A 17,579-nucleotide genomic window follows, 5' to 3' on the forward strand; every position below is an offset into this window, starting at 1 on the left:
TTCGACCATTCCTCGCTAAAGTCGCCCACCTGTAATTTGTGACAGGTTCCAAGGCCGTTGATTCGCGATATAAGTGGACCAAGCCTACAGCCCTGACTCAGGTGTCTGAAGGCTGGCCGCATGAACCTCGCCTTTATGAAGTAGGAAGATTCTGCCGTGCCCACGCCATCATTGATGATAAATGGGAGAGCCCGTTATGTACCGAACCAACTCAGCCCCAGTCCGGTCAGCGCCAGCCCAGGTCAATTTTCAGCCACAGAAACCCGAAAAACCTAAAGCAATCACACTCACAACCAGGGAACAAGAGGTTTTGCAGTGGAGCGCCGCTGGCAAGTCCTCCTGGGAGATCGGCCAGATCGTGCGCTGCACCGAAGCCGGTGTGAACTACCACTTCTGCAACATCCGCCGAAAATTCGGCGTGAGTTCGCGCTGGACCGCAGTGGTCAAGGCGCTGGAACAAGGCTTGATTCATTTGCCTTGAACCGGGGCTGGCCGTGGCGTACACAAATCAAATACACCTCCTCCGATACGCACGGCTGCTCCTGCGGGCCCCAAAGCCGATAGAGAAACCTGTCCAGTGCCCGTCGCCTCCTCGCACTCTACGAGGGGGTACAAGGACGAAGGTGTAGGGTCGATTCGCAAGTTGAAGGCCTCATCCGAGGGTTGCCCGTCGCTTTCACCCAAGGGAATCAATTTGTAAAACACGTCAAACCGCTTTTCTGGCTGAAGCGGTGTCGCCATATTTGAGGGGATAGCAGTACTGGGAATCTTGAATCGCCTTGGTGAACCGGCGACGGGTTCTTTGACAACGACTTGACCGTTGTGAGGGTGTCCCATCCAGTGCACCTCGACCCTGACGTCGGGACCGATCGTGACTGCGTCGGGAATGATGACGTACGCACCATTAGTACTTGCTGCAATCCAGCCCATATTTGGGCCTTCGGATGTAACCCCCTCTACCAGCGGAGCCGGCAATTTCTGAGAGGCGCGCACATCAAGCGTCAATGGGGTGCCGGACTCACTGGCACCGACGCTCGCGTACTGATAACTCACCTTCACCTTCCCCCCGACATTCCCCAGCAACCACTCAGGCTCCAGGTGGAACTCCAGCACATCACTGTCGAGGGTCGAACGGTCGACCTGCATTGACCGGATGACACTCTTTGTCCCCATCCAGTACATAAGCACCCCATCACCGTGCTGGATGCCTGGGGGCACGGGCTGAATCTGCAGGGTCAACCCCTTGGGGAAACGGCCTGGATCAATCGGACCACCGCTGTGACCCTTGATCTTTATCTCAGGCAACAATGGGGACGTCGGCGCTACGATTTTCACCAATTGAAACTCGGAATCGCTGGGGCCCTGCCCATTGGCATACTCGACTTTGTAACTGAATTGCGCATGCCCACCGCGAATAAAGTTGAACTCGCTACGCGGCACGTTGAACTCCAATGGCTGCCCCAAGTGCTTGTCGATGAGGTCTATCTTGACAGTGTGCGCGTCGTCTTCCGGGACCCCGAATTTGTCGTAGCCCTGCCACTCAAATGTCACTTTGTCGCCAACACTCATCGCCCGATAGGGCGGCACAACTGCCGTCACACCCCCGGTATCTACAGCTTCGGGATCCAGAGCCAGATCATGGGATTCCTTGATCTGTGCAACAGGAAGAAGCGCCGGTGGGCGTTTGCCCAGGTAGAGGAATTTCCGTTGGGATTCGTCTCCTCGTTTATTTGGATCCGAATCATCGCCCAATGCGTAGGAATAAAAGGCCCAGCCTTGATCCATGTCTTTAAACGTTGTGTTAAGGATGTATACCGGCATTCCCAGTGACGGGTCATACGCCATTAATGGCATTGTCGATCCAGGCCTTCAACTTAAAAGCAGACAGGTTAAGCCTGGGTGGCCCATTACTGACAGCATCAAATGCATGATCATTAAAACCCCCACCAAGCCACCCGTGCCGCCGTCCTCCCCCGCGCCTTGAACGTCCGCCGCTCTCTTTTTGCTTATGAGGCCTGTAAAATGACCACTTCCGCCACCAACTCCCAAGCATGCAGTTTCATGAGTTTCTTGCAAGGCGGTGTTGATCCGCGTACCGGGCAATATACCTTGTCCATTAACTTGCCCGAACTCCAGTGCAACGAACTCAGCGGCCCTGCCGTGCCCGTGGGCCTGAACTTCAATCCATTGAACAACGAGGATTCCGGTTACGGCCTGGGCTTTAACTTCAATCTGTCCGAGTTCAATTCGGACACCCGCATCCTGGCCCTGAGCACCGGGGAAACCTTTAAAGTGACCGGCAGCGGCCAGAAACCGGACATCAAGGAACAAAAACTCGACAGCTTTCATTTTGAAGACAACCAGGACGGCACTTACCGCGTACTGCACAAGTCCGGACTGGTCGAAACCCTCGAGCTGGGGAGCAGCAGCAAAGACCCTGTGGCCCTGCCGCGCAAGATCCAGTCCCCCACCGGTCATAGCGTCAACCTCAATTACGTCGGTTTCAGGGGGGGGCGGCGCCTGGAAAGCATCAGCGATGCCCAGGGCAAAGCGTTGCTGCAGATCACCGACCATCACCCAGCGGGCATCGTTGTTCACTGCCAGGTTTTCGACATTTTCCAGGCGCCCGGTCAGTGTCGCGGAATGGTCGAGCACGACATCGGCACGGCTGCCGTCTGCCACCACGATATCGCCAACCAGGTGACTGTTATCGGCCTTGAAGTTGGCCGACGAATCATTGATCAGTTCCAGCAGCACGCCGTTACCGCCCTTCAACGTGGAACCGTTATTCGCCTGCGCTTGATGGTAGCTGTGCGCATGGCGTCCTCGGGCGCGCCGGTTTTTGCTTACCTTACCGGTCGACTAACTTGCGCACAGGTGCCACCCTTTCGTTTAGTCGCGAGATGGTTGCGGCCCTACTACAAAAGGGAAGCATCTATGTTCAAAGTAACGCCAAACCCACCGGACACCGATCCGGTTTCCCCGTACGAACCCGATTCGAACAAACTCAACGAGGCCGCCGAACGGGCCCTCGACTTCCACTTCCCCTCGATTGCCGACATCAAAGCCACGCCACGCACACCCAGCACGCTGTTTACCGTGGACCCCGAGGCTGATACCGAAACCCTGATGGTGTATTGGGTCGAGACGCTGGCCTCGGTCGATGTGATGGTGCACCAGTTGGTGAATCATCTGGACGGCGAGTCGCGCAATGCGCTGCTGGGTATTTCAAACAGAGTGATGCTGGCGGAGATCACTGCGAACCGCATGCTGGATCAGATTGATCCGCCCGAGTAGGTGTGATGTGCCGGGGTGAGGGCGCGCGATGATTGGCGCCCTCTGCTCCTCTAACCTCGGCGGTCGTCATCCAACGTCAACAGCTCCTAGCGACGAGCTGCCAACAACTGCGTCGCACAGCGTACGATTCGGCGGCAGGCTTCGGCCAGCCGCTGTTGGTCGAGCACCAGGCCAATGCGGATATGCCCCGCTGCACTCGGCCCGAACGCTTCACCGGCGAGCACCGACACGGCATAGCCTTCCAGCAGCTTCTCGGCGAACGCTTGCGCACCGACCCCGGTCTGGCGCACATCGACCATCACGAACATCCCGCCATCCGGAATGACCGGATTAATGCCCGGGCAATCGCTCAATCGCGCGCACACCAGGTCACGCCGCGCACGGTACTCGTCGCGCATCAGCGCAAGCTCCGGCAAATCAGCCTCCAGTGCCACACGCGCTGCGTTCTGCACGAAGTCGGGAATGCCGAAGAGCATGCACAGCGAAAGGTTCTCCAGGTGTTCAGCCAAGCGTTTCGGACCGATCACCCAACCAACTCGCCAGCCACTCATGGCGTGGGATTTCGACAGACTGTTCACGGTCGCCGTACGCTCGGCCATCCCCGGCAGGCTGGCCGGACTGATGTGCTCGCCGTCGTACAACAGTTCGCTGTAGACCTCATCGCTGATCAGCCACAGATCATGTTTGACGCACAAACGCGCCAACGCCTGCCAGATCGCCAGCGACAGGCTGGCGCCGGAAGGATTGTTCGGACTGTTGAGCAAAATGGCGCGGGTTTTCGGGGTGATTTGTGCGGCGACGTCCGCCGGGTCAACGCGAAAGCCGTTCTCCGACCGTACCGCTATCGGCACCACCTTCGCCCCGCAGGCACCGAACACGCCTTCATAGGTCACGTACATCGGTTCTGCGACCAACACTTCGTCACCCGGATCAAGCAGGCATTGCACCACCGAATACACCGCACACTGCGCGCCCGGCAGCACCAGCACATGATCGGCATCGACCACCTGACCGCTGCGACGGGTGTGGCGACGGGCGATGCTGGTGCGCAGCGACCGCGTGCCGCGCACCTCGGAATAATGCGTATCACCGGCCAGCAAGCTGTCGATGGCCGCCTGGACGATCGGCTTCGGCGTATCGAAATCCGGGTCGCCGACCGACAGCAGCAGTACATCGACGCCCTGCTCGCGCAACTCCAGCGCTCGGTAGTGAATCTGCCAGGCATCGGCTCCGTCGCCAGCGATTCGTTGGGTCAAGGCTGAATAGCGCATGTACTTCTCCTGTCGCGCGAACTCCATAGTCAACCCTATCTCAAATCACGAAACGCGCCACCATGGCATTCAAATCAACCGCCAGGCGCGACAGCTCATGGCTGGCGGCGCTGGTCTGGTTGGCACCGGCGGCCGATTGCGTGGCCAGGTCGCGGATGTTCACCAGGTTACGGTCCACTTCGCGTGATACCTGCGCCTGTTCTTCCGAGGCACTGGCGATCACCAGGTTGCGCTCGTTGATCTGGTGGATCGACTGGGTGATTTGTTCCAGCGCCACGCCAGCCGCACGGGCCAGCTCCAACGTGGTGTGAGTGCGCTGGTTGCTTTGCTGCATGGAGTCGACCGCTTCGCCGGTGCCGTTTTGAATCCCGGCGACCATTTTTTCGATTTCCTGGGTCGATTGCGCGGTGCGATGCGCCAAGGCGCGGACCTCGTCTGCCACCACCGCAAAACCGCGTCCGGCTTCACCGGCACGTGCCGCTTCGATGGCGGCGTTCAGCGCCAGCAGGTTGGTTTGCTCGGCAATCGCCCGAATCACGTCCAGCACCTTGCCGATATCGCGGCCCTGAGTGGCCAGCCCTTCGATCATCAGCGAGGTGTTTTGCACGTCATGGGTCATGGTCTGGATGGCGTTGACGGTTTCCACCACGCGGTCGCGACCTTCACGGGCGGCCTGGGTCGATTGATTCGACGCTTCGGAGGTGGACACCGCGTTGCGTGCAACCTCTTCCACGGCGGCGGTCATTTCATTGACGGCGGTCGCGGCCTGTTCGATTTCGTTGTTTTGCTGTTGCAGGCCGCGTGACGCTTCCTCGGTCACGGCGCTGAATTCTTCCGCGGCAGCCCCCAGCTGATTCGCGGAACCGGCGATTTGCTCGATGGTTTTGCGCAAGTTGGCTTGCATGGTCGACAAGGCCCCGAGCAGACGCGCCGGTTCGTCCTTGCCGTCGACTTCTATAGGCTTGGTGAGGTTACCGCCGGCAATCGATTCAGCGGCGGCGATCGAGCGGTTCAGTGGTGTGACGATACTGCGGGTCAGCAGCCAGGCCAGAAACACCGTCACCAGTGCAGCGAACACCGACACCGCGATGATGCCGTTGGTGGCGTAAGAGTATTGGTCGCCCGCGACAGCGTCGGCCTCGGTTGCGCCTGCCTGGTTAATGGCGATCAGCTTGTTCAACTGCTCACCCATCAAATCGGTACCGTCCTTGATACGCGTATTGATCAGAGTGCGCATGTCTTCGACTTTGTTCTGTCGCGACAGCTCCATCATCTGGCTTTGGGCTTGCAGATAACTGTCCAGGGTGGCAGCAAAGGTTTTGTACAGCGCCGCTTCTTCCGGACCAGCTGGCAGAGCTGCGTAGCCCTTTTGAGCTTGTCTGGCCTTGTCAGTGAGTACGCTGACTCGGGTTTCAGCGTCTTGCAGTCCCGCGGCGTCGCGGTTGACCAGCACACGGAACGACAGAATGCGCAAGCGCAGGACGTCTTCTGTGATATTCCCAAGGAAGGCAACGCTGGGTAGCTGATTGCTTTCCATGTCGATGGAGGCCTGGCGGATGATCGACATGCGGTTCACGGCAAAAACGCCGAGCACGATCACCAGCAACGCAATGAAAGCAAAACCCAGGAAAGCTCGAGGCGCGATATTCATGTTTCGCAAGGACATAGGATGAGTCTCGGAGTAGTGATGTCTTCGAGCATCCATGCAGTGAACGCTGGCAGGCGCAAGATCGCTCTGCGCGTGCAGGTAGGCGACTTTGATTTAAGGGGGTGTGTGCGCCTATACCCTGTATCGGCAGGGCTTTAGGTTTTATGCAGGGTTGAGCGAAATATATTTCTGGACAGGACAAGTGTTTCAAGAGTGAAACACTGCCTTTACCTGTCCTGTGGCGAGGGAGCTTGCTCCCGCTGGGGCGCGAAGCGGCCCCGAAATGGCGAAAAAAAATATAGCAAAAGCTTACGGCGGCTTCGCCGCCGAGCGGGAGCAAGCTCCCTCGCCACAATGGACCGTGTTCAGTTCTTATGTACTGCGATGCGCCAGACGCGGGCGATGTCCCGGGCGCGATCATGCAGCAGGCGCGGCGCGTCGGCGCAGGCTTGCTCCAGGGGCATCGGCCCGGACGCGAGAGCGAATGCCGCGTCCACGCCATGTTCGTACATCTGCTGGTAGCCCTCGCCGAGCGTGCCGGCAATCACGATCACCGGCACACTATGCTGCCGGGCAATGCGCGCCACCCCAAACGGGGTTTTGCCGCGCAAGGTCTGGGCGTCGAAGCGGCCCTCGCCGGTGATCACCAGGTCCGCATCACGTACCGCCTCTGCCAGGCCGACCAGATCGGCAACCACTTCCACCCCGGCACGAAATTGCGCGCCCAGGAACGCCTTGGCCGCAAACCCCAGACCGCCCGCGGCGCCACTGCCCGGTTCGTCACGCAGGTCTTTTCCCAGAGCGTGGGCGCAGAGTCCGGCGAAATGCCCAAGGGCCTGATCCAGCTGTTGAACCTGCTCGACCGAGGCGCCTTTCTGCGGGCCGAATATCGCTGAGGCACCGTGGGGACCGCACAACGGGTTGTTGACGTCGGCGGCGATCTCGAAGCGCACGCTGGCCAGACGCGAGTCCATTTCACTCAGATCGATCTGCGCCAGTTGCGCCAACGCCAGGCCACCCAGTTTCAATGTCTGGCCCTGGGCATCGAGCAGTCGTACACCCAGCGCCTGCAATGCCCCGGCACCCGCGTCGTTGGTGGCGCTACCGCCGATGGCCAGGATGATCCGCTGCGCCCCTGCATCGAGTGCCGCGCGGATCAGTTCGCCCGTACCAAAAGTGCTGCTGATGCACGCATCGCGCTGGCCCACCGGCACCAACTGCAAACCGCTGGCTTCGGCCATTTCGATGATCGCGGTGTGATTGTGGGGCAGCCAGCCCCAGTGCGCGTCGACCTGGGTGCCGAGTGGCCCCTGTACTGTGGCGCGGCGCAGTTCACCTTCGCAGGCAGCGAGAATCGACTCGACCGTCCCTTCCCCGCCGTCAGCCATCGGGCACTTGACCAGCGTCGCGTCCGGCCAGACCTCGGCCAGGCCCAGCGCAATGGCATTGGCCACGGCTTCGGCACTCAGACTGTCCTTGAACGAATCGGGGGCGATGACGATTTTCATATGAATTCTCCAGTTCCAATGGAGCCCATGCTGCCAGTTGATATGAACAATAACGCCGGTCAACTGCACAAGCGGCCATGAGGATTATTGTTCATTTCCACAAAACCCTGTGGGAGCGAGCCTGCTCGCGATGGCGATGCGTCAGTCACCCTGGATAGTGGATGTGATGGCCTCTTCGCGAGCAGGCTCGCACACAGGGATTTATGTCGTTCACGGTTTGGCGTCTGTCTCGGGCAGCAGCTGCACCCCCAGGTACAGCGCAAGCATGCCGTCGAGGCGCAGCGGGTCAACGCCGCTGAGTTCGGCAATGCGCTCCATGCGGTAGCGCAAGCTGTTGCGGTGAATGCCCAACGCATCGGCACAGGCCTGGCTTTGGCCATCGTGTTCGCACCAACTGCGCAATGTCGCCAACAGTTGGCCATTGCTGTCCTTGGCGATGACTTTGCGCAGAGGCGTGAGCAACTCGTCCAGCGCATCGTCGTTGCGATGACGCCAGAGCATGACCGGCAATCGATAGCGGTTCAGTGTCAGCAAACGGGTTTTCGGCAGCACGTCGCGCCCATAGGCCAGCAAGTCGCCAACCCGTCGATAGCAACGGCGCAAGCCTTGTAAACCGTCGGCCTGGCCACCCACGGCGATGCGCAGAATGTTCCAGCCCAGGCCTTCGAGTTTTTCCAGCAAGCGCTCGTTGTCCACTGCTTGCGTGGTCGGCCGGCACCACAGCAGCGATGACTTGGCGGAACTCACGCACCAACTGTCGGGATAGCGCGAGATCAACCAGGCACTCAAGGCCTCGGCGGTTTGCCCCGCCCCATGTTCCCGGCCCAACTCGAACAAATAAGGGGTACGCGACAGCTGCGGCTTGAGGCCCATTTGCTGAGCTTCGTCGATCAGCCGTGGCGAATCCCCGGCCTCGCTGAGCAGCAACGCCAACAGGTCATCGCAACGCTGGCGACGCCATTGCTGCTCGGCCTGCTGGTTGCGCTGGCCGACCAGCATCTCGGCCGTCATGCGCACCAGTTCGGCGTAGGTACGCAGTTGCTCGGGTTCGCCGGTAATGCCCAACACGCCAATCAAACGCTGATCGAGCAGCAACGGTAGATTGATCCCCGGCTGCACGCCTTTGAGATGCACGGCAGTCTGCGCGTCGATTTCCACCACGCGCCCATTCGCCAGCACCAGTTGCGCACCTTCGTGGCGGGTATTGATCCGCTCCGGCTCGCCACTGCCGAGGATCAGCCCTTGGCTGTCCATGACATTGACGTTGTACGGCAGAATGGCCATCGCCCGGTCGACGATATCCTGCGCCAGGTCGTGATCGAGTTCGAACATGCGGCGTAATCCTTGAAAACGTGCGGCGATTGATTGTTCACCCGCACAGGCTGTTGGCGCAAACCCTGTGCTCAGGCACAAAGACATCCGCGCAGGGGTGACCGAGACTCTCCAGGCGACCAACGTTACCCTTGCCTCGCCAAAAATCATAATAAAGAGAGTCCCGCCATGTCACAGAGCGCCGCTGCCACCCTGGCCACCGATGACGATAAAAACGCCGTCTACAAGCGCGTTACCCTGCGCCTGATCCCCTTCATCTTCATCTGCTACCTGTTCAACTACCTCGACCGGGTCAACGTTGGATTTGCCAAGCTACAGATGCTCGATGCGCTGAAATTCAGCGAAACCGTGTACGGCCTCGGGGCCGGGATTTTCTTCATCGGCTACGTGTTGTGTGGCGTACCGAGCAACCTTGCGCTGACCCGATTTGGCCCACGGCGCTGGATCGCGCTGATGATGGTCACCTGGGGCATGCTGTCGACCTGCCTGCTGTTCGTCACTACGCCAACCGGGTTCTACACCCTGCGCCTGTTCACCGGTGCCGCCGAAGCCGGGTTCTTCCCGGGCGTGGTGCTGTACCTCTCGCAGTGGTTCCCGACGTTCCGCCGTGGCCGCATCATGGCGCTGTTCATGTCGGCGATCCCGGTGTCCGGCCTGCTCGGCAGCCCGTTCTCTGGCTGGATTCTCAACCACTTCGCCGCCGGCCAGGGTGGCCTCGCCGGCTGGCAGTGGATGTTCCTGCTGCAAGGCATTCCGACCATCACCCTCGGCGCGCTGGCGTTCTTCCTGCTCAGCGACAACTTCGCCAGTGCCAAATGGCTCAAGCCACAAGAGCGTGCCGTGCTCGAGGCGGACCAAGCCATCGATTGGGCCAACAAACCGAAAGCCGCCACCGACTCGCTGCTGGCGGTGTTCAAGAACCCGGCGATCTGGGCGTTCGGCCTGATCTACTTCTGCATTCAAAGCGGTGTCTACGCGATCAACTTCTGGTTGCCGTCGATCATCAAGAACCTCGGTTTCGCCGATAACCTGGTGATCGGCTGGCTCAGTGCGATTCCGTACCTGCTAGCGGCCGTGTTCATGTTGATGGCAGGTCGCTCGGCCGACCTGCATAAAGAACGCCGCTGGCATTTGGTGGTGCCGATGCTGATGGGCGCAGCGGGTCTGCTGATCGCCGTGAACTTTGCGGCCAGCCCGGCCATTGCAATTCTTGGCCTGACCATCGCCACCATGGGCGCCCTCACCGGCCTGCCGATGTTCTGGCCGGTGCCGACCGCCATGCTCAGCGCCGGCGCTGCTGCCGGTGGCCTGGCGTTGATCAACTCCATGGGCCAGATGGCCGGTTTCCTCAGCCCGTACCTCGTCGGCTGGGTCAAGGACAGCACCGGCTCGACCGATGCGGCGCTGTACCTGCTGGCCGGGGTGATTGTCAGCGGCAGCCTGTTGGCTCTGCGCATGACCCGCACCTTGCGCGCTTGATCACCGCCAATCTTCCAATAATGAAATGGCTACCCCCGCCGCCCCCTGTGATCGCCCACTAAGCTTTCGCAGGGGGCTCATCGGAGACCGTTGCCATGAACAAAGTAGCTATTGCCGCCATCGATCTGGGAAAACACTCTTTCCATCTACACGCGCAAGATGATCGTGGTCATGAGCTTTACCGCAAAAAGTTTACTCGTGCGGCGCTCATGCAGCACCTGATGAATCTCGAACCCTGCACCGTTGTGATGGAAGCCTGCGGCGGAGCCCACTTCATGGCGCAGGAGGTCGCGAAGCTGGGACATACGCCCAAGCTCATTGCCCCGCATCTCGTACGCCCTTACGTGAAAAGCAACAAAAACGACTTCGCTGATGCCGAGGCGATCTGCGAGGCGGCGACTCGTCCAACAATGCGCTTTGTACACCCCAAAACCCAGGCTCAGCAGCTGCTGGCCATGCTCAACTCGACACGCGATTCGTTCATCAAAGAGCGCACCGCGACCGTCAATCGGATTCACGCAGCGCTTTTGGAGGTCGGCGTCAGTCTGGCCACAGGCTTCAAGCCCATCAAAGAACTGCCCGCTCGGCTTGAAGCGAGTTCAATTCCTGTGCCCATCAAAAAACTTCTGACGAGGTTGCAGGAGCACTTCACCTATCTGGATGGGCAGATCAAGACGCTGGACAAGGAAGTGGAATGCCAGGCCGCCGAAGATGATCTGGCGGCTCGTTTGATGACCATGCCCTGCGTAGGCCCGATCACCTCCAGCGTCCTGGCTGCCGAATTGGGCGATGGCAAGCAGTTCAAATGCGGCCGAGGCTATTCGGCCTCAATCGGGCTGATACCCAAACAGCATTCTACGGGCGGCAAGACCGTCCTGCTGGGCATCAGCAAGCGAGGTGATCGCAACCAGCGGCGCCTGCTTGTCCAATGTGCCCGTGTTTACCTGATGCAACTGGACCGACAGAAAGGCTGGCTGGCGGACTGGGTCCGGCAGCTATTGGCCCACCATCACTCCAACCATGTGGTCTGCGCGCTGGCCAACAAGCTGGCAAGGATCGCCTGGGCGATTGCTGCCCACCACACTGAATTTGATGCAGGGCCAACCGCGATGAACGCCTGACCCTGCTGTCACCCGAGCACCACCCACCTGGTTTTGCGATGCTGGATAACAGATGACGTGAACGGCTAACCGGCCTGACGACAACCCTGAGCTCCCACACGGCTGAAAGGCCGTTCGAATAATTAGGATCGTTAGGCATCGATTCTCATCGAGGCGCGGGGTTGCCACCCCACACAGACGCCGGATAGATGAAAGCAAGCCAAACACGCATCAAAAACAGTATTGCAGAAAAGGGGGTAACCATAGATGTGGGAGCGAGCCTGCTCGCGATGGCGGCATGACAGTCAACATTGATGGTGAATGTAAAGCAGCTATCGCGAGCAGGCTCACTCCCACACTGATTTCAGCATTGGCCGGATAATTCCGTTTGCCCCGTGCGGTTGTTCTGGTATTTGATTGAGCCTTTCCCACCGGTAAAAGGATTTCGCACATGAGCTACCGCACACTGGGCCACTCCGGACTGCAAGTGTCCACCCTGACCCTGGGCACCATGATGTTCGGCGAGCAGACCAGCACTGAAGATTCGCTGCGAATCATCGAGAAGGCCTGGGATCGGGGCGTCAACTTCATCGACACGGCAGACGTATACACCGGCGGCCGCTCCGAGGAGATCGTCGGCGAAGCGATTGCCGGTCACCGTCACGAATGGGTGGTGGCTTCCAAGGTCGGTTTCGGCCCGGTGGACGGTGTGCCGAATCGCAGCGGGCTGAGCCGCAAGCACCTGTTCAATGGCATCGAGGCCAGCCTGACCCGTTTGGGCACCGATTACCTGGACATCTATTACCTGCACCGCGAAGACCACACCACGCCGCTGGAGGTCACGGTGTCGGCCATCGGCGACCTGATTCGCCAAGGCAAGATCCGTTACTGGGGCTTGTCCAACTACCGCGGCTGGCGTATCAGCGAAGTGATCCGCGTCGCCGAGAAACTCGGCGTCGACAAACCGGTGATCAGCCAGCCGCTGTACAACATCGTCAACCGCCAGGCTGAAACCGAACAAATCACCGCCGCCAATGCCTACGGCCTCGGTGTAGTGCCTTATAGCCCGTTGGCCCGTGGCGTGTTGAGCGGCAAGTACGCGCCAGACGTCACCCCGGACGCGAACAGCCGCGCCGGTCGCCAGGACAAGCGCATTCTGGAAACCGAATGGCGGGTCGAGTCGCTGCGCATTGCCCAGCAGATTCAGGCATACACCCAAGAGCGCGGCGTCGGTATCGTCGAGTTCGCCATCGCCTGGGTGCTGAACAACTCTGCCGTCAGCTCGGCCATCGTCGGCCCGCGCACCGAAGCCCAATGGGATGCCTACACCAAGGCCCTGGCGGTGAAGATCACGGCCGAAGACGAAGCCTTCATCGACTCGCTGGTGACGCCGGGGCACTCCTCGACGCCGGGGTTCAATGATATGGGCCATTTCGTGTCGGGTCGTAAACCACGTTCCAACTAAATAAACACATACCCCTGTGGGAGCGAGCCTGCTCGCGATAGCGGTCTACCAGCCAACATCAATGTTGAATGTGAAACCGCCATCGCGAGCAGGCTCGCTCCCACAGTTGGTTTATGTTGATCATTCGGACAATATTCGGCTCTGAAACCACGTATCCTTTGCACCCGCTTCACGCTCACTCGATGTCTCGCGAGGACAGTTTGTCTAAAGGTATTGCTCTATCGGTGTCAGCCTCGGTGCTGTTCGCCGTCATGTATTTCTACACCTCGTTGCTGTCACCCCTGAGCGGTGTGGAAATCTTCGGCTGGCGAATGCTGCTGACCGTGCCGTGCATGACCGTGTTCATGGTGGTTTCCGGCGAATGGCGGCGCGTGGTCGAAATCCTCCATCGGGTAGGCAGCAAACCGGCATTGTTCGGTGGTCTGCTGGTTTCCTCGGCATTGCTCGGCGTGCAACTCTGGCTGTTCATGTGGGCGCCGCTGAACGGCCACAGCCTTGACGTTTCGCTGGGTTACTTCCTGTTGCCACTGACCATGGTGCTGACCGGGCGCATCGCCTATGGCGAACAGCTCTCGTACCTGCAAAAGGTCGCCGCGTTTTTCGCCACCCTCGGCGTGCTCAACGAGTTGTATCAGGTGGGCAGTTTTTCCTGGGCGACCTTGTTGGTGGCCATCGGTTACCCGACCTACTTCGTGCTGCGCCGACGTTTGGCATCGGACAACCTCGGTGGCTTGTGGCTGGACATGACGCTGATGTTGCCGGTGGCGTACGGGTTCGTGCATAGCGGCGAACAAGGCTTTGCAGTGTTCGATCAACACCCGTGGCTGTCGCTGCTGATCCCGCTGCTCGGAGTGATCAGTGCTTCGGCGCTGGTGGTGTACATCATTGCCAGCCGCTTGCTGCCATTCAGCCTGTTCGGGCTGCTGAGCTATGTCGAACCGGTGCTGTTACTGGGCGTTGCGTTGCTGCTGGGGGAAAGCATCAAGGCGGGAGAATGGCTGACCTACATTCCGATCTGGCTGGCGGTGCTGGTATTGATGTTTGAGGGGTTCAAGCATTTGATGCGGCATCGCCGCCCTTAACGCTGCGCAAAACAATGTGGGAGCGAGCCTGCTCGCAATAGCGATCTGTCAGCCAACATCAATGTTGAGTCTGAAGACGCCATCGCGAGCAGGCTCGCTCCCACCGGATTACAGTTGAAGCAGATTATTCAGTCGAGAGCACACCACGGCGAACCTGATCGCGCTCGATGGATTCGAACAGTGCCTTGAAGTTGCCTTCGCCGAAACCATCGTCGCCTTTACGCTGGATGAATTCGAAGAACACCGGGCCCATCAGGGTTTCCGAGAAGATTTGCAGCAGCAGACGCTTGTCGCCCGCCTCGGACGAACCGTCCAGCAGAATCCCCCGCGCTTGCAGTTCGTTGACCGGTTCGCCGTGGTTCGGCAAACGGCCTTCGAGCATTTCGTAGTAGGTGTCCGGCGGCGCGGTCATGAAGCGCATGCCGATCTTTTTCAGGTGATCCCAGGTCTTGATCAAGTCATCGGATAGGAAGGCAACGTGCTGGATGCCCTCGCCGTTGAACTGCATCAGGAACTCTTCGATCTGCCCGGCGCCCTTGGACGATTCTTCATTCAGCGGGATGCGGATCATGCCATCCGGGGCGGTCATGGCCTTGGAGGTCAGGCCGGTGTATTCGCCCTTGATGTCGAAGTAACGGATCTCGCGGAAGTTGAACAGCTTCTCGTAGAAGTTCGCCCAATAGGCCATACGACCGCGGTACACGTTATGAGTCAGGTGGTCGATGATCTTCAGGCCGGCCCCGACCGGGTGACGGTCAACGCCTTCGATGAACACGAAATCGATGTCGTAGATCGAGCTGCCTTCGCCGAAACGGTCGATCAGGTACAACGGCGCGCCGCCGATGCCTTTGATCGCCGGCAGGTGCAGTTCCATCGGGCCGGTTTCGATGTGGATCGGCTGGGCGCCAAGTTCCAGTGCACGCTTGTAGGCCTTTTGCGAATCCTTGACCCGGAACGCCATGCCGCATACCGACGGACCGTGTTCGGCCGCAAAGTACGAGGCGACGCTGTGGGGTTCGTTGTTGAGGATCAGGTTGATCTGGCCCTGACGATACAGGTGCACGTCTTTGGAGCGGTGGGTCGCGACCTTGGTGAAACCCATGATCTGGAAGATCGGCTCAAGGGTGTTCGGGGTCGGCGATGCGAATTCGATGAACTCAAAGCCCATCAGGCCCATTGGGTTTTCGTATAAATCTGCCATGGTTGGCGCCTCATCATGATGCTTTTGGAATTAACGGAACGTTAGTTACAAGCACTGCCGAGGCCGGCGGGTGGCGCACAGGAGATACCCCGCACGCTGCGGGCGAGAAAATCACCGTAGATCAATTGGAACCCGAATATCTTCATTGTCGACCCAAGGCTCTTGCGGGCGAGGCTTCTGCTGCCAGAAGACGTTATTCTTATATGCGTAACCGGATTCTACACAGCGTAACCATGTTTGTCCGCCTTCTCTATAAAATCCCCCTTTTTGACGCCGGTGCAAGGGGTTTATTGCACAGGTAAATGCCCAGCAGAATCGCCCCGCCTCCCAGGCACATCGCCAGGCTCGGTTGCTCGCCCAGCAACAGCGCGCCAAGTATCACTGCCGTCAGCGGATTCAGCGCAATGAACACCCCCGAGCGGGTGGCGCCGATTTTACGAATACCGTCGTAGTACCAAATGTAGGCCAGCGCCGAGCCGAGTACACCCAGGTACAACAAACTCGACAACTGCGTCACCTGCAATCCGCCCAGGACCTGAAGGCTCACCTCACCGCGCGCGGCGCTGGTCGCCCACAACATCAATGTGCCCAGCACAATCGAGTAGGTCACGGTATGCAGCGGGCCCAACGCCTGGTTCAGGCCTTTGGAAAACAACGAATAGATGCCCCAACCCAACACGCAACCGAATATCAGCAGATCACCGATCCAGCTGTTCGCGGCGCTGCCATCAAACACAGGCTGGCTGCGACTGACAATAACCACCCCTGCCCCGGCAATGCAGATTGCGATGCCGCCAATTTTGGCCCGACTCAAGCGCTCCTTGAACAGCAGCCAAGACGCCAGCCCGATGACCGCCGGATTCAATGCCACGATCAGTGAGGCACGAGAGGCGTTGATGTAGTGCAAGCCGTAAAAGAAGCACAGGTTGTAAAAGAAGATCCCGAAAAAACCCAATCCCCCCAGCTGCAACCACTGCTTGAAGGTCGGGCGCATCAAAGGGATGCGCGCCAGCGCCATAAACAGCAGCAAGGCCAGGCTCGCCAACAGAAAGCGCAGGCTCGCTGCAAATAACGGGCTGAGCGAGTCGGCGAGAAACCGGCCAGCCACGAAGGTCCCACCCCAGATCATCGTGACAGTGGCGAGCTTCAGGTAAACCGGAACATCTGAATCACGGGAGCCGCTCTGGACAAGGCTTTTCATAATTTTCCACGCGAAGAAGCAAGTCGGATGACGTATTCTTTGCGTAATACCTGATCATCGTAAAATGAGTAAATACTCATGACCTTGACCCAACTCGAGATCTTTTCGCTGGTGGCCGAGCTGCACGGTTTCACCAGTGCGGCCACCCGCCTGGGCATCACCCAGTCGGCGGTGTCCCATGCCATTAAATCGCTGGAGCAGGAACTCGGTGTCGAGTTGCTCAGACGGCATCAGTCCCACATCGAGCTCAGCGATATCGGTCAACAACTGCTGTTGCGCGCCCGCGCCATGCTCGGACTGGCCAGCACCCTGCGCCAGGAAGCCGCGGATGCTCGCGGAATGAAGCGTGGCACGTTGCGTATCGGCTCATTCGGACCGACCTCATCGATCAAACTGCTGCCGAAGATTTTGCAGCACTACCGCGCGGCGTATCCGGAAATCGAGATCCATGTTGACGAAGGTCCAGATCGGCAAGTGCTGCAATGGCTTGAAGAGCGGCGTATCGACATCGGTTTTGTGGTGTTGCCCGAGGAGCGTTTCGATACCTTCGCGCTGGTGGAAGACCAGATGGTCGCGCTGATACCGACCACTCATGAACTCGCCCGACGCGACAGCCTGACCTTGAGTGATCTGTGTCACGACCCGTTCATTCTCACTGAAGCAGGCTCTTCGGAGCTGGTTTCGCACCTGTTCAGCGCTGCCCGGCTGTCCCCGGACATTCGCTATCGCAGCTCGCAACTGCTCAGCACCCTGGAAACCGTCAGCCGTGGCGACGCCTTGACGCTGGTCGCCGAACTATCGCTGCCAAATGCGCAACACGCGCGCTACCTGAAAAAGCCGCTTTCACCGCCGGTCAAACGTCAGGTCGGCCTGGCAGTGCTCGACCAGCGCCAGTCATCGCCGGCCACCCTGGCGTTTATCAAGTTGGCCACAAGGCTCGACTACCATTGAAAAACACAAAGCCTGTGCGCCATCTATCATGGCCCTTGTCCGTA

14 protein-coding genes and 1 pseudogene are annotated in these 17,579 nt (G+C 59.3%); 7 read left to right on the forward strand and 8 right to left on the reverse strand.

Annotated elements, in window-relative coordinates:
• Nucleotides 1–196 precede the first annotated feature (196 nt).
• On the forward strand, nucleotides 197–481 hold the full coding sequence (locus HK44_RS30185; RefSeq protein WP_024265048.1) for a helix-turn-helix transcriptional regulator: 285 nt from the start codon (nucleotides 197–199) through the stop codon (nucleotides 479–481).
• Here the strand turns inward: HK44_RS30185 and HK44_RS18185 are convergent.
• Nucleotides 469–1,785, reverse strand: coding sequence for a hypothetical protein (locus HK44_RS18185; protein WP_141651731.1), 1,317 nt, complete (start codon nucleotides 1,783–1,785; stop codon nucleotides 469–471). The two genes, HK44_RS30185 and HK44_RS18185, sit on opposite strands and share 13 nt — an antisense overlap.
• Before the next feature lie 1,152 nt (nucleotides 1,786–2,937).
• Here HK44_RS18185 and HK44_RS18190 point away from each other — a divergent pair.
• Nucleotides 2,938–3,297, forward strand: a complete 360-nt coding sequence (locus tag HK44_RS18190; protein ID WP_024265049.1) for a DUF6124 family protein — start codon at nucleotides 2,938–2,940, stop codon at nucleotides 3,295–3,297.
• 86 nt (nucleotides 3,298–3,383) lie between these two features.
• On the opposite strand, the gene HK44_RS18195 is transcribed toward HK44_RS18190, so the two are convergent.
• The 5 genes and pseudogenes from HK44_RS18195 to HK44_RS18210 form a co-directional block, all read right to left on the reverse strand.
• The gene (locus HK44_RS18195; protein WP_019690052.1) at nucleotides 3,384–4,568 is read right to left on the reverse strand and encodes a pyridoxal phosphate-dependent aminotransferase; all 1,185 of its coding nucleotides are present in this window, start codon (nucleotides 4,566–4,568) and stop codon (nucleotides 3,384–3,386) included.
• Nucleotides 4,569–4,608: 40 nt separating this feature from the next.
• Entirely contained in the window at nucleotides 4,609–5,472 is an 864-nt protein-coding gene (locus HK44_RS30600) for a methyl-accepting chemotaxis protein (RefSeq protein ID WP_431357337.1), read from the reverse strand.
• A pseudogene (locus HK44_RS30605) lies at nucleotides 5,467–6,273 on the reverse strand (MCP four helix bundle domain-containing protein); the annotation flags it as partial. The pseudogene HK44_RS30605 and the gene HK44_RS30600, both read right to left, overlap by 6 nt.
• A 308-nt stretch (nucleotides 6,274–6,581) precedes the next feature.
• Nucleotides 6,582–7,724 (reverse strand): glycerate kinase, encoded by a 1,143-nt coding sequence (locus tag HK44_RS18205; RefSeq protein WP_019690050.1) that lies wholly within the window; start codon nucleotides 7,722–7,724, stop codon nucleotides 6,582–6,584.
• A 210-nt stretch (nucleotides 7,725–7,934) separates the two neighbouring features.
• A complete protein-coding gene (locus tag HK44_RS18210; protein ID WP_019690049.1) occupies nucleotides 7,935–9,056 on the reverse strand; it encodes a sugar diacid recognition domain-containing protein in 1,122 nt (373 codons plus the stop codon).
• Nucleotides 9,057–9,224: 168 nt separating this feature from the next.
• Here HK44_RS18210 and HK44_RS18215 point away from each other — a divergent pair, with 168 nt between their 5' ends.
• From HK44_RS18215 to rarD, 4 genes are all read left to right on the forward strand, one after another.
• Entirely contained in the window at nucleotides 9,225–10,535 is a 1,311-nt protein-coding gene (locus HK44_RS18215; RefSeq protein ID WP_019690048.1) for an MFS transporter, read from the forward strand.
• A gap of 95 nt (nucleotides 10,536–10,630) precedes the next feature.
• Nucleotides 10,631–11,656 carry an IS110 family transposase gene (locus HK44_RS18220; RefSeq protein WP_024264761.1) on the forward strand — a complete coding sequence of 342 codons (1,026 nt, stop codon included), beginning with the start codon at nucleotides 10,631–10,633 and terminating at the stop codon, nucleotides 11,654–11,656.
• A gap of 430 nt (nucleotides 11,657–12,086) precedes the next feature.
• Nucleotides 12,087–13,100, forward strand: coding sequence for an aldo/keto reductase (locus HK44_RS18225; protein ID WP_019690047.1), 1,014 nt, complete (start codon nucleotides 12,087–12,089; stop codon nucleotides 13,098–13,100).
• A gap of 200 nt (nucleotides 13,101–13,300) precedes the next feature.
• A complete protein-coding gene (rarD, locus tag HK44_RS18230; RefSeq protein ID WP_024265050.1) occupies nucleotides 13,301–14,182 on the forward strand; it encodes an EamA family transporter RarD in 882 nt (293 codons plus the stop codon).
• Between the two features lie 124 nt (nucleotides 14,183–14,306).
• Here rarD and hppD read toward each other — a convergent pair whose 3' ends face one another.
• Both hppD and HK44_RS18240 read right to left on the reverse strand, forming a co-directional pair.
• A complete protein-coding gene (hppD, locus tag HK44_RS18235; protein WP_019690045.1) occupies nucleotides 14,307–15,383 on the reverse strand; it encodes a 4-hydroxyphenylpyruvate dioxygenase in 1,077 nt (358 codons plus the stop codon).
• A 250-nt stretch (nucleotides 15,384–15,633) separates the two neighbouring features.
• Nucleotides 15,634–16,584 carry a DMT family transporter gene (locus HK44_RS18240; RefSeq protein WP_019690044.1) on the reverse strand — a complete coding sequence of 317 codons (951 nt, stop codon included), beginning with the start codon at nucleotides 16,582–16,584 and terminating at the stop codon, nucleotides 15,634–15,636.
• Nucleotides 16,585–16,662: 78 nt separating this feature from the next.
• Here HK44_RS18240 and HK44_RS18245 point away from each other — a divergent pair, with 78 nt between their 5' ends.
• Nucleotides 16,663–17,535 carry a LysR family transcriptional regulator gene (locus HK44_RS18245; RefSeq protein ID WP_019690043.1) on the forward strand — a complete coding sequence of 291 codons (873 nt, stop codon included), beginning with the start codon at nucleotides 16,663–16,665 and terminating at the stop codon, nucleotides 17,533–17,535.
• The last annotated feature ends 44 nt before the right edge of the window (nucleotides 17,536–17,579 follow it).

It is taken from the genome of Pseudomonas fluorescens HK44, assembly GCF_000217955.3.
Lineage (GTDB): Bacteria > Pseudomonadota > Gammaproteobacteria > Pseudomonadales > Pseudomonadaceae > Aquipseudomonas > Aquipseudomonas fluorescens_AQ.